Source organism: Streptococcus suis, from assembly GCA_002831545.1.
GTDB classification, from domain to species: domain Bacteria; phylum Bacillota; class Bacilli; order Lactobacillales; family Streptococcaceae; genus Streptococcus; species Streptococcus suis_P.
Genome location: CP025095.1, coordinates 1134095 through 1147375, shown reverse-complemented (window position 1 = coordinate 1147375; position 13281 = coordinate 1134095). Strand labels below are relative to the sequence as shown.

Annotated in this window: 9 protein-coding genes and 2 pseudogenes; all 11 read right to left on the bottom strand. The window is 39.0% G+C overall.

Going from position 1 to position 13281, the window contains the following annotated elements; genetic code table 11:
- Positions 1-47 precede the first annotated feature (47 nt).
- Positions 48-332 (bottom strand): topoisomerase, encoded by a 285-nt coding sequence (locus CWM22_05645; protein AUC92850.1) that lies wholly within the window; start codon positions 330-332, stop codon positions 48-50.
- Positions 333-341: 9 nt separating this feature from the next.
- Positions 342-473 carry a hypothetical protein gene (locus CWM22_05640; protein ID AUC91416.1) on the bottom strand — a complete coding sequence of 44 codons (132 nt, stop codon included), beginning with the start codon at positions 471-473 and terminating at the stop codon, positions 342-344.
- Between the two features lie 4 nt (positions 474-477).
- Positions 478-1215 carry a 23S rRNA (adenine(2058)-N(6))-methyltransferase Erm(B) gene (locus CWM22_05635; GenBank protein AUC91415.1) on the bottom strand — a complete coding sequence of 246 codons (738 nt, stop codon included), beginning with the start codon at positions 1213-1215 and terminating at the stop codon, positions 478-480.
- Positions 1216-1339: 124 nt separating this feature from the next.
- Positions 1340-1435 (bottom strand): 23S rRNA methyltransferase attenuator leader peptide ErmL, encoded by a 96-nt coding sequence (locus tag CWM22_05630; protein AUC91414.1) that lies wholly within the window; start codon positions 1433-1435, stop codon positions 1340-1342.
- Between the two features lie 423 nt (positions 1436-1858).
- A pseudogene (locus CWM22_05625) lies at positions 1859-5707 on the bottom strand (reticulocyte binding protein).
- Between the two features lie 51 nt (positions 5708-5758).
- Positions 5759-6310, bottom strand: a complete 552-nt coding sequence (locus CWM22_05620; protein AUC91413.1) for a hypothetical protein — start codon at positions 6308-6310, stop codon at positions 5759-5761.
- Complete coding sequence (locus tag CWM22_05615; protein ID AUC91412.1) at positions 6294-6485, bottom strand: calcium-binding protein; 192 nt, start codon at positions 6483-6485, stop codon at positions 6294-6296. Before CWM22_05615 ends, CWM22_05620 begins: the two co-directional genes overlap by 17 nt.
- Positions 6486-11381, bottom strand: a complete 4896-nt coding sequence (locus tag CWM22_05610; protein ID AUC91411.1) for a glucan-binding protein — start codon at positions 11379-11381, stop codon at positions 6486-6488.
- Positions 11378-11599: pseudogene (locus CWM22_05605) on the bottom strand (hypothetical protein). The gene CWM22_05610 and the pseudogene CWM22_05605 overlap by 4 nt, the downstream one beginning before the upstream one ends.
- A gap of 37 nt (positions 11600-11636) precedes the next feature.
- Entirely contained in the window at positions 11637-12635 is a 999-nt protein-coding gene (locus tag CWM22_05600) for a nucleotidyl transferase AbiEii/AbiGii toxin family protein (GenBank protein AUC91410.1), read from the bottom strand.
- 2 nt (positions 12636-12637) lie between these two features.
- Positions 12638-13240 carry a hypothetical protein gene (locus CWM22_05595; GenBank protein AUC92849.1) on the bottom strand — a complete coding sequence of 201 codons (603 nt, stop codon included), beginning with the start codon at positions 13238-13240 and terminating at the stop codon, positions 12638-12640.
- Between the last annotated feature and the right edge of the window lie 41 nt (positions 13241-13281).

The window sequence follows — 13281 nt, the reverse complement described above, 5'->3', positions numbered from 1 at the left end:
TGATTTGTGATTAATATATAAAAGCCCTCTTTAAAGGGATTTTATGTTTATTTTGAGAAAGATATAAAATCAATATATCCCTTTTCTCCGATTTTTACAACGGCATTGTAGGACTTTCTATCTTTCGTTTTGATTCCTTTTACCAGGGTTTCTTTTCCCTCTAGTAATTCTTTTACATTTGTTTTGGTGAGTTTTTTCTTTCTAAAATGTTCAGCTAAAGTGAAGGTACATTCAGGATAATTTGAACAACCATAAAACGATTTTTTTAATACAATATTGTTGCCACACTTAGGACATTTTCCTACAAGGGGTCCCGAGCGCTTAGTGGGAATTTGTACCCCTTATCGATACAAATTCCCCGTAGGCGCTAGGGACCTCTTTAGCTCCTTGGAAGCTGTCAGTAGTATACCTAATAATTTATCTACATTCCCTTTAGTAACGTGTAACTTTCCAAATTTACAAAAGCGACTCATAGAATTATTTCCTCCCGTTAAATAATAGATAACTATTAAAAATAGACAATACTTGCTCATAAGTAACGGTACTTAAATTGTTTACTTTGGCGTGTTTCATTGCTTGATGAAACTGATTTTTAGTAAACAGTTGACGATATTCTCGATTGACCCATTTTGAAACAAAGTACGTATATAGCTTCCAATATTTATCTGGAACATCTGTGGTATGGCGGGTAAGTTTTATTAAGACACTGTTTACTTTTGGTTTAGGATGAAAGCATTCCGCTGGCAGCTTAAGCAATTGCTGAATCGAGACTTGAGTGTGCAAGAGCAACCCTAGTGTTCGGTGAATATCCAAGGTACGCTTGTAGAATCCTTCTTCAACAATCAGATAGATATCAGACGCATGGCTTTCAAAAACCACTTTTTTAATAATTTGTGTGCTTAAATGGTAAGGAATATTCCCAACAATTTTATACCTCTGTTTGTTAGGGAATTGAAACTGTAGAATATCTTGGTGAATTAAAGTGACACGAGTATTCAGTTTTAATTTTTCTGACGATAAGTTGAATAGATGACTGTCTAATTCAATAGACGTTACCTGTTTACTTATTTTAGCCAGTTTCGTCGTTAAATGCCCTTTACCTGTTCCAATTTCGTAAACGGTATCGGTTTCTTTTAAATTCAATTGTTTTATTATTTGGTTGAGTACTTTTTCACTCGTTAAAAAGTTTTGAGAATATTTTATATTTTTGTTCATTTAATCACTCCTGAAGTGATTACATCTATAAACAAATACAGAAGTTAAACGATTTGTTTGTAATTTTAGTTATCTGTTTAAAAAGTCATAAGATTAGTCACTGGTAGGAATTAATCTAACGTATTTATTTATCTGCGTAATCACTGTTTTTAGTCTGTTTCAAAACAGTAGATGTTTTATCTACATAACGCATTTGATAACGCATTTGGAATACCAACATGACGAATCCCTCCTTCTTAATTACAAATTTTTAGCATCTAATTTAACTTCAATTCCTATTATACAAAATTTTAATCAATTTGTCTAGGTTTCGTTTTTTCTGTAGTTGGTTACCACTCAACAAGCGATTAATTGACTTCGCAAATTGGAACATTTTTACAGTCACTTCATTTTTTTCTGGTACGTCTTTATCCAATTCTTGGGATTGATCTTTATTGGTATTTTCAATTTCCTTACTTAATTCTATCTTATCAGAATCAGGTAAATAAGCATTGCGATTAACAACCTTTTTCAGATTGTGTTTTGCTAATGGGCTTAGTTCATCAATATGTTTCATGCTATCTTGAACAAAAAATACACCTTGACAATCATTAGGAATTTTCACCGTCTGAATGTTAGTTAAGAAGCCTTTTGATTGTTCCAACATGTCTGCTAAAGTAATACGTGCTGGTTTGACCGTCTCAAGTAACCCTGCATAATGTGGCCAGTTAAAGTCCTGATTGTCTTGTTTGACGAATAAATCTACCATTTCTAACTTAGTGACGACATCCCCTGACAGAAAGTCTTGGCGAGAAACATAGGTCAATTCTCCATTCAAATACTTCTCAGGATCAGGCATAATGAGGTCGCCTAACTCCTCAATCAAGGTCATCTGCGAATCAACCTGATAGATAGACATCATATAAGCGAAATCAACACCTCGTCCGTCAGCCAAGCTCGAATTTAAGGCATCAAGGGCAGTATGTACCTTTTTAACCTCTTTTTCAGGACGCACTAGAGCCTTCTCAAAGGCAAGAGATTTAGTATAGATAACAGACTTTCCACTTGGATCCAGACTTTCATCTTCCAAACTAGCAAGAAGCGAATACTTATCATCACTATCAAAAAGATTGCGGTTCACAGCACTATTCAAATACCCATAGCGTTTGACAAAGCTATCATAGGTACGATTGAGTTTACCTAACAAGTGGTTAAAGGTCTTCTTATCATAGTCATAATGGCGTTGAATGGCAATGACCTCTTGGTAAGCATTGCGAATATCGACCATTCCTTTGATTCGTGCCACTTCTTTATCAGACAAAGGAGCTTCATAGAAAACTGACTTTTTATAATAACCCTTAAATTGTCCGCGTTTAGCTGCATCATCGGTCACATAGACATCCAGAGCAGTGTTATCAGTCACTTCTAAGGCATTAAAGCGATCAATCTGCTTTTGAGAATGTTTGGTGTCCCATGCTTTGAAGTTGCCCTCTTCATCGACATAGTAACTGATTTCTTCCGTCTTGGTTCCGACTCGAATGCCTTTATTATCTCGATAGTAAACTGTAGAACCCTGGTAACCAAAACTGTACTGACCCAGATTCTCCCTCATTTCAGCTGGAATGGAGGTATCAATGACTTGTTTGGTCAACACAATTGGATTAACGATGACCTCATTTCTATCAATCTCTCTTGGGGCCTTAACGTGATTTAGAGCAGTTTGGACACTTGCAATCAAGTCATCACTAGTCCCCTTAACAGAAAGTGTTCCGCCGTTAAAATTTCTGACCTCGTAGGTTCCTAGCACTTGGCTATTGTATTCCCCATCAAAGTAAGGATTGAGCCAAATGCGACTATCCTTATCATAACGAATGGAACCTGAAAAGGCTAAGTCGTCTGCCACATATTCCTTGTTCAGGTGTTTCTGGAAGAATAACATATCCGTTGTGACACTCGTTCCCGCAATGGCCTTAAAGGCAGAATCAGGCAGTCGAACCCCACCAAGAAATTCAGTTGTCTCACGAATATCTTGTAAGATGTTTTCTGTTCGCTTATCCATAGTTCCTGTGGAAGAGATAATCGCTACTTGTCCACCATCATGGACCAAATCAAGTGACTTTTTGACAAAGTAGTCATGAATCATGTAAGGCCTATCGTACCTGTTATCCGCAATTCGTATATTGGCAAAGGGCACATTTGAAATCACCAAATCAAAACTATTGTCGTTAAAAGCCACCGTCTCAAAGCCCTTAATTTCAATGTGACTATTGGGATGAAGGTGTTTGGCAATAGCTCCTGTAATAGTATCTAATTCCACACCATATAACTCACTCTTTTCTCTTAAGTGTTTGGGCATAGCCGCAAAAAAATTCCCTGTTCCCATGGAAGGATCTAGGATTTTGCCGCCTGTAAAGCCATCTCTTTCCAACTTATCCCACATCTGACGGATCAGGGCAGGGTCTGTATAATAGGCTGTCAGAGAGGACTGTTTCATATCCGAATACTCTTTATCTGTGACTAGGCTTTTCAGTTCTTCTCGTTCCTTAGAAAATTTTGGATTATAGTCATCAAAGAAATCATTGGCAAGTCCACCCCAGCCCACATACTTGGCAAGGAGTTCTTGTTCACTTGATGAAGCATTGCGGTGCTCTACTTCTAGATTTTTTACCAAACGAATGGCCGCAATGTTTGTCTCAACCTTATCTCTAGCAGTCTTTGGATAAAAGTCCGTCATATCTTCTGGAAAATAAAAGTCCGTTACTGGAATCTCAGGAATTGTTTCGACGACTACCTCTTCAGGAATTTGACTATCTGTTTCTTCAAGATCAGTATCGTTTTGACCTTTTTCAGAACCATCGGGTTCCAATAGTCCAATACTCTGAACTGGCTCCTCTTCCAGAAATGAGAATAGGTTTAATTCTTGGTCCGTTTCTTCTAACTCTGTTTGTTGTTCTGACTTTAGCTGATGAAGTGCCTGACTGACTTCTTCCCAGGTCCTCACATAAAGAACTGGATTTTGTTCAATGATAACCGAAAAATCATTGACTAACTCAATCCGAATCAAACCGTTCAATCGAGCATCGCTGACCGACATGACCTCAAAATCCTGTCCCTTATAGGAAACCAATGCCCCCAGAGGATAAGTGTCCAATACTCTCTGAACCAGTGGATTTTCCGAAAATTCTTCATCAACCACTACTTTCGTCTCAGCTTTCTCTAGCTTGTTCTTCCAATTTCTAAAGGTCAAATCTGGCTGGTTGCCCTTATCTTTTTCAAAATACTCCGCATCTTCTCTGCTGAGTTCTTCGTGTAAAAAGGCGTAGGCAACTTGTCGCAGCTCTTCAAGGGAAAGCTGGCTACCAAAGAAAAATTCAACCTTTTCATGACTCAATCCCATTTGGAGTAGTTCTGTCGCAAGGGCTAGTTGAGTTACCGAGGCTTTGGGATAACCACCTAATAAAGCAAGGTCCGCATTTTTTAAACGAAAACGACCAGCCGCATCCAATAAAATACCGACTTGGTCTGGGTCAAACTGAGATAGCTCAATCCCCACTTGAGTCAATTTTTCTTGATTTTCTATCCTAATGGCTTGTCCAATTTTTTCTAATTCCTTTTCTTCGACTCTAGTCAAAGTTCTTTTCAACTCATAGGGACTACCATCAGCCTCTAGATAGGTAAGTAACTCCTCGCCATCAAAGACTGGTGTCATTTCCATCTCAGTATCAAAATCACCTCGTCTAAAACTTGGGACTTTTGAACGTTCATTACGAATTTGGTCAAAATATGTTAGAATCTCAAATTTACGTCGTAATGACAACTCTTCATAAGCTGGCAGATGACTGGTTTTTCCTGTTTGAACATCTAGTTGAGACAAATCTACATCCAAACTAGCAATGATGAGAGAGCCATCTTCTCTAAATGATATTACTTGATGAACACTTGTTTTGTGCTCATCAACAGTTTCTTCATTTTCTAGAACAGTTTCATCAGCTCTTGTTTCAAGCTCAGGCTCGTAAGTTAAGAGAAACTGTTCAATATCTCGGCTGATTCGATCCGCTAAATTATTAGCCACACGATACACATTGACCAAATTAGCTCCCCTACTCTTTTGTAAGAGTGAATCCGGCGATATGGTTTGGTAGTGACCATTGGAATCTAATAATTGAAACCGAGTGGCCAGATTAAACAAGGCCACTTCAATCACCAAGTCTTTTTCAGACGGCGATAGTTTGTCGAGTTTTTGGAGACCAGTTTGGCCGAATACTTGTGTATAGGTCAATAAATCATGAGCAGTATCATAAGGACTAGCCTGAACAAAAGCTGAAATATCTGTCTCAAAGTGAAGTACTTGAACAGACTTATTTATTTCTTGCCTATTGGTTAAAAACTGACGAATAAGACTTTCCCACTCCTCATCAAAATGCTCTGCTTGGTAATATAAAAACGCTTCAAGCAGGGCTCTATCACGAGGAATGGTGGCTCTCATCATTTGTAGTAAGACTTCTTGATTCATTTTTCCCTCCCATCAAAAAAAGAGCTGAGATTCTTTTCTCAGCCCTTCGTTTTAGTCTAGGACCAAGGCTCGTTGGTCTTTTTCTTGCGGAATACCTTCCATTACAGTTGCCACATAGTGTTGTAAGAAATGACTTTTCTGGTCTAGTAAATCTTTTTGCAAGGCAAGGTGAACCAAATCTCCAAAATAATCCTGACTGGAAATAGCCAATTCCTGTTGAATCATGTCCTGTAAGGTTTCAAGGCTAAGTGGTGAATAATCGTCACTATCCAAAACCTCATACTGTTCCAAGGTGTCTGAAAGACTATTTGAAGACATCAGATCCATAATAAAACTAGAGCCTTCCCCTGTTCGGTACAACTTTTCTAGAATGTCAGTCATATCTGCCTGTACTTCATCCTGATAACTATCAACTTTAACTCGTAGCTCATCACTAATCAAGGATAGGTCATCTTCATCCATATAATCTTGATAAACCTGATTGAGGATTGTTCTATCAGAAATACTTAATTCCAAAGAGAGAAAGGCCTTGATAAACTCTTGGTAATCGACCTTCTCCATTTCAGACAAAGCCTCTTTCATGGTGTCAAAGTTCCAAGCCATCACACAACTCCTTTTGTGGGACTAGTGGTGAATGTCCAGATTGTAGCTCTTCTAAATCAGCTTGACCATCACCATCTGTGTCAACAGACTGCGGATTGGTTCCGAAAGCCAGTTCCTGAGCATCTGTCAAACCATCTTGGTCTGAATCCTTTTCATAAATAGTTTTTGGATTCATCTACTTCTCCTCCTTTTTCTTCAGTCCATAAGCCGTACCAAGTAGAATACCAGCTCCAATCAAGCCCAAAAGGGATTCCTGTTCCCCTGTATTTGGCAAAATATTTGCTGGAACAGGCGGTTCAATAGTCTCAATTGGTGGTTGAGGTGGTGTGGGTTGATTTGGACTTGGTTCTTCAGGTTGAGGTGTATGTGTTACAACTGTATTTGAGCTGATGACATAGCCATTCACTGTATAAAGGTAGGTATTCTCCACCTGACCAGTCGCAATCCGTTTCATCTGCAGGTAAACATCTGCCTGAAAGGCTGAATCATCAGAGATAGTCTCTAAGAAGGATTTATCAAATGAAATTGACACGAGGCCATTTTCTGTATCCACCTGTTGCAAGGTATATTTCGTGACTTCTGTCCCCTCTTTTAAGACAGAACCATCTTTGAGGATGACATCCGTCATCAGATAGCTGCGATAAACACCATTATACTCATCATGCTTTTCATCATAGTTATCTTCAAAACCATATTCAAATAAATCAGTCGCACGATTGCTTGGAATCAATGCTCCAACCAAGCGATAGTTAAAGGTTTGATACAAGGCCACTTCTTTCCCGTCAAGGCTCTCATCTTTATGAGACAAGTCAATCACCACATCTTTTTGTGGGTCTAGTTTGGGAACATTATTGACCACTGTTTCCGTGACATAGGCCAAGCCAAAATCAATCTGATAGGCTGTATTTTCATACTGACCACCTGTTTTGGTCAACCCATTTTTTACCGTCATCGGAAGCGTGACAACTAAGGTTTGACCAGTCTTCACATAGGTCTCATAAAAGGTTTTGGGATCATCGCTGCTAAGGACCTGAATGGCTCCTTTAGGTGTAAACTGACGTTTAGCCATGGCATCTTGAACAACTTTCGGAGCTTCTGACAAACTAGCGTAGGTGCTGACAGAGATACCAGATACACGATTGCCATCCTTATCCAAAACTTGAATGCCATCAGGAATTAGGGTAAGGGCTTCTTCTGGGTAATCGTCTACCATGTAAAATCCCTTGGCAAGAACATCATCCGTCACGACCATGTCCTTGTATTGACTGTAATCCAAGACAATTTTGTAATAATTGACCGTATTCGGAAGAACAGTCTTTCCATCAATTGAAATACCTTCTTGATTGGTATTAGACTTATGTGGAGTTACTTTAGGGACAAAATTGGTCACCGTGTTGGTTTCATAGGCTTGCCCAAAGTCCACCTGATAAGCCACGTTTTCATAAGACTTCCCTGAATTAAGCATGGTTTCCAAAACCGTCATCGGAGTGACAATGGTAATATTCTCCCCCTTGGTCACATAAGATTCAAAAAAGACTTGTGGGTCCTCAGGCATGAAAACTTGAAAAGCTCCTTTAGGCTGAATTTTTTGTTTCGAAAGGGCTGCTTGTAGCGTTTTAGGAGCTTCTGATAATTGAGAATAAGCCTTCACCGTGATTCCTGAAACTGTTTTGCCATCAGATGTGACAAACTGAATAGCTGCTTCATCCGGCAATAAAGCTTCTTCTGGATAATCATCCACAAAGTAAAAACCTTGTGCAATCTGAGAGTTGTCTGCTTTCATCCCTCGGTATTGGTCCAAGTCCCATGAGAGAGTATAGTGATTTTGAGTTCCCACTAGCATGGGCTTCCCATTGATGTCTACTTTGTCTTTATTGAGGTTTTGTTTCTTGGGTACTGGAGAAACAAGGGTGTTGGTCACTTCCTTAGTTTCATAGCCATTGCCGAAATCAACTTGATAAGCCTTGTTTGTATAGGTCTTAGTTTGACCATAGAGACTATCTTTCACCGTCATTTTGGTCAAAAGAGCTAAAGAAGTTCCTGTTTGAACATACTGGTCATAAAAGGCTTGGTTGTCATCCGGCAAAAAGACTTGAAAGGCACCTGTCGGTGTAATCTTAGCACGAGCTAATTTAGCTTGAAGGTCTTTAGGAGCTTCATTTAGTGAAGCATAGTTTTTAACCGTTATTCCTGATACCTTCTGACCATCAAGGGTTGTAACAGCCGTGCCATTTTCCACCACATCGAGCACTTCCTCTGGGTAATCGTCCACAAAGAAGAAGCCTCGTGCAATTGTCTCTTTAGCAGAACGATCTCCCTTATACTGGTCCAAATCCCAAATCAATCGGTAGTGGTTGGTTGTGCCAAGGGCTACGACCGTGTCATTAATGAGGACACCATCCGCATTTTCATTGTTTTTATCTGGTGTAATGAGTGTGGTTGTCTCCCCATCACCTGGTGTACGAACCGTTACAACATTTGAAGTGACTGTGTAAGTATTGGTTGTGCCCTTGTTCAAAAGGAGTTTGTAACTATTGGAATAGGTGGCCCCATCATTTTGAACAGAACCATAGAGTTTTGGAGCGGTCAGTTGATAAACCTTGGTTAAATCTTTATTTACCTCCTGCAACAAGTTTTCCTTTGCGGTCAAGGTCACAAAATTCTTAGTCACATCAAAGCTAAGGATATAGTTTCCATTCTCTTTTTGTGTTGTTTCCTTATCAAATAGGTAACCAGCAGGCAAGTAGTCCTCAAAAATGAGACTAGTCGTTTGGGCACGATTGGGCGATAAGGCATCAACTGTTAAGGGATAAATCACCGTTGAATCTTTTGCGACAGTTTTCTCATGAAGATTAGCTTGGTCGCTATTGACCACTTCTTTCATAATCTCTGGAGTAGTCGTCAAACGATAAGAGTGATAATGAACTGTCGGTACTTGTGGTGGAGTCGGAAGTTCTTTTGGAGTAGGATTAACAGGTAAGGTTACTTTGGTCAAGGTCAGACTAGGCTGCACCACCTCTTCCAAAGGTTTTGGCGTGAAGGTCACAGGCTTTTCTGGTGTAAATGTTTTAGGAGTAAAGACATCTGGTGTTACCGTAATAGGTTCTGGAATGGGTTCAAGTTCCACCGTTACATGAGGTTTGGGACTATATGGTGTTACAGTACGTGCCACTGGTAGGGTATTTAAGGCAAACCAGTAAGACAATCCAACATTCTGTGGCATATCGCCTTGGCCAAAGGTTACTGTGTAGGTATTTCCTGATGTAACTGTTGAGACAATTGCTCCTTTATAAGCATAACGACTTGATGTGGTATCCCATTCCTCAGGTAAATTCAAATCACTTGCACGGTTGGAACCCAAAGAACGTGCTAGACCTTCATTAGTCACTTGAACGGTTGAACCATTAATCGGCACAAATTTCCCAGATGAATCTTTGACATATTCTAGACCAATGTCATTATGATTGAGGGAAGAGTGTGTGAAGACTCCTGGCTTTTCTTTGGAGAAGGAAACTTGTGAACCGTCTTCCAAGAAATACTTGGCAACTACACGAAACTCCATCTTGTCTGTTCGCCAATCACCGTTTCCGTCATTTCGATAGGCAATGAAGCCCTCGGTAGGATCATTTGGTACAACCAATTTCACGGTATCGGTTCCAGCTGGTGATACAAGGTTGGTAATATCGTAAGTCACTCGACTAATCTTTTTCCCATCAAATCGTGCATGTTGAAGATTTTGATAGCTAAAACTAAGGGTCTCACCTGTTTTGAAGCTATCATAGACAAAGAATCCTGTTGAATCCAAAATTCTTGAGTAGCCACCCAGCAAAGCATCGCCAGTTGAAATAATCTGATCAGGATTTCGGGTATTGCCTCCATGTTGTGCTTGTGGCTCACCGTTATTGAGATTGAGGGCTTGAGCAAGGGCTTCAGAAATATAACCTTCTTCACCTTTTGAAATCTCGGCCAAGTCACGTTGATAGCGTTCCAATTCTTTGGCATTATAGGCATCAATCGCTTCATTCTCTTTTCTGGCTGCAGCTTCTTTTTCTTTATTACGTTTTGTAATAGCTTCAATCTCGGCAGCACGATCTGAAACGAATTGTTGTTTCTCCTGATTAGCTTGATCTACTGCGGCTTGACCTGCACGGTTTTCAGCATCAACAGCTGCTTGACCTACCTGATTACGCCTTTCAATGGCTTCATTATCTGCCTTTGCCTTAGCAAGTCCAGCTTCATTTTCTTTTTGAATGGCCTGATTTTTCGAAACAATACCATCTGCCTTGGTTTTCTTTGTTAGATAATCCGCTACAGCTTGTTCGTTAGTTGATTGAATGGTTTCAACAGCCTTGCCATAGTTTGTATAGTCAAGTTCAGATGTCCCATTTCCTGATGAAACTACCTGTTCTTTTACTGTCACATCAGCATCTGCATACCGAGTTTTTAGGTCATTGACTTTAGTATCAACCCAAGCAATTGTCTCCTTACCAGTTTGGTTGGCCCCTTCGTAGGCCTGTATCAGTTCCCTATTTTCTTGTTCAATGCGGGCTTTATTCGATTCGTATGTCGCTTTGTCAGCTTTGTAGGTTTCAGTAACTTCATTGATAGCCACAACTTGGTTTTGGGCATCTTCTTCTGCTTTTGAAATTTGTTGGTTGGTTTCTGTCGCAGAAGTTGTATTTCCCAAGTCCATTGGACTATCTTCAACCGTAGAAACACCTTTAGCCTTTGCTTCTTCAACTGCTTGTGTTACCGTATCATGTGGTACGGTGACAGCAATCGCTCCATTAGATTGTCCAGTTAACGCTAAACTTTCAGTTTGTTCAGATACAGGGGTTGGTTGTGCTTCTGGTAAATTTGTGGCTGGATTCTCCGTTCGTTGAATGGTGGTGTCAACTGATGATGAGACTTCATCAGCATATGCAACCGTTCCTCCCCAAGCAACAACAGCCATCACCATAGTTCCAAGGGCAACGGAACATAGAGTGCGATATTTTTTACTCTTGCGAAAGACGTGTTTCTCGCCTTTTTCCTGATTGACAAGAAAGTGATGATTACATGTTTTGGTCATAAAGTGTCCTTCTTTTCTTTTTTATGTAGCAACAAACTGTCACTCTTTATTAGATACGAGGGCGTTAAACGAGCACGACAAAAATAGGAGTTTTGACGAAGAACTTTCCGTTCTAGGAGAAACTCTCTTTTTTGTACAGCTCATAGCCCAAGTTCAATACCATCATAAAAAAGAAGGCTTGATTTTGTTATCACAATAAATTGAGGGAAAAGAAAAAAGCCACCCATAAAAGTGGGTGACTAAAATAATTGATGTCTAAAGTTTATGGATTTCTTTTTCTAAATTAGCGATAGTTGTTAACAACTCTTCAAATGATGGCACAGACCCATAAAACATTTCTTTCATCTGGTTGTAATCTGATTCAATTTCATTCAATCTGTAATCATCTGGAAGTAATCTGATTCTTTCAATAGTTGCGTCTTCATATTTTGCCCATTTTCGAGGATAAAATTTTTCCTTAAATGAAACAACTTTCTCCAATAACTCTTGATTCATAAAGGCTCTATTCTTATAAATCGAATGGGCAAGACAGTAAATATCATAATAATGCCGTGCATAGCGTATAGGGATTTTACTATCTGCTGGTCTATTTGCCTCATGATGTAAAATTGTAGCTTTTTCCCAAAAGGTTCTCTCAGGTAAAACAGTCCTAACTGAAATACTATCTCCCACAAATAGCATAGGGTAAACCTTGTATAAATCAGGAGTAATCTCTACCATTTCAGAGGGTGTCCAGGCAGCTAAAGCACCAATTTCTAAGCGAATGACTTGCTTCACATACTCTGATTGGAAACTTGTCGGATATTCAAAAAGTACTGTTTGTGGGTCATTTACATCTATACTAATTTGAAAATCATCTTCAATCAGTTTCGCAAAATCTAACCTCATCTGTGGAATTAACGTATTCACAAGAAAGTCTTCTGCTTTTAAATTTGATTCCTTATTGAACTTGTCCTGTTGCGTATTTGAACGGGATTGCCACGGTTCGTCTTTACCATATCCAATAACCTGCCAATCCAAGATTAAATCAATATCTTCTGAGAATCGCTTAATTAAATCATAGCACTTAGAAAGACTTGTACCCCCTTTAAATGTAAAAGCATCCTTCCATTCACTCTTTGTAAAGAGATAGTTGAGTACGAAACAAACCCAATAATCTTTTTCAACGATCACTTCATTGATACCAAGTCTCTCCGCAGCATTTCTAATAATGGCTTGAAGGTCGTCTTTGGAAATTTTTTTAAATTCTAGCATCTTTAGGATTCTCCTATTTTTTTCAAGATTTTATAAATCCATGCACTGGTAGTCTTGCCTTCCTCAAGAAGTTTCTCTTTATCACTTTTAGTTAACCTTTTCTTAAGATAAAGAATCTGTTCTTCTGAAATATTATCTTTTCCAATAGCTTTGATGGCTTGAATAACTAGTGCAGTTAATTGTGACATATTTGAAATGGTACTGTTTGTTGTTCGCTTGAATACTAGCTTCGTATTTCCAATTAAAAAATTTACATACCGTCCATCAGAAATATATGTCCATTGAGCTGGAACTTGTGTTGACAACCCTAATAAATTTAGAGCTGTGTTCCCTGAAGGTGCAATTGTCCAATTATATTTTCTAGCAATGGCAATAGCCACTTCATTTATTGAAGGAGACTCAAATTCCCCAATCAACTCAATAAACCTTGGTTTGTAATACACACCGTTTACAATACGTTGAATCGTTCCATCGTTAACAAATCGATTCAAATTTTTTCTAATTGTCTCATAATCAGCGAGCTCTAAAAAATCATTTGAAATAAAGACTGCGCCGTCTGGCAGATTATCAATCTTACTATTTATTTTAGACTTTATGTTAATCAATTCCTCACCACCTTGTCCCAAATATTATACAATATTTGGGA

Excerpts from the sequence above, each read along its gene's own strand:
- CWM22_05640 (AUC91416.1), bottom strand. The coding sequence starts at position 473 with ATGAGTCGCTTTTGTAAATTTGGAAAGTTACACGTTACTAAAGGGAAT.
- CWM22_05635 (AUC91415.1), bottom strand. The coding sequence starts at position 1,215 with ATGAACAAAAATATAAAATATTCTCAAAACTTTTTAACGAGTGAAAAA.
- CWM22_05630 (AUC91414.1), bottom strand. The coding sequence starts at position 1,435 with ATGTTGGTATTCCAAATGCGTTATCAAATGCGTTATGTAGATAAAACA.
- CWM22_05620 (AUC91413.1), bottom strand. The coding sequence starts at position 6,310 with ATGGCTTGGAACTTTGACACCATGAAAGAGGCTTTGTCTGAAATGGAG.
- CWM22_05615 (AUC91412.1), bottom strand. The coding sequence starts at position 6,485 with ATGAATCCAAAAACTATTTATGAAAAGGATTCAGACCAAGATGGTTTG.
- CWM22_05610 (AUC91411.1), bottom strand. The coding sequence starts at position 11,381 with ATGACCAAAACATGTAATCATCACTTTCTTGTCAATCAGGAAAAAGGC.
- CWM22_05600 (AUC91410.1), bottom strand. The coding sequence starts at position 12,635 with ATGCTAGAATTTAAAAAAATTTCCAAAGACGACCTTCAAGCCATTATT.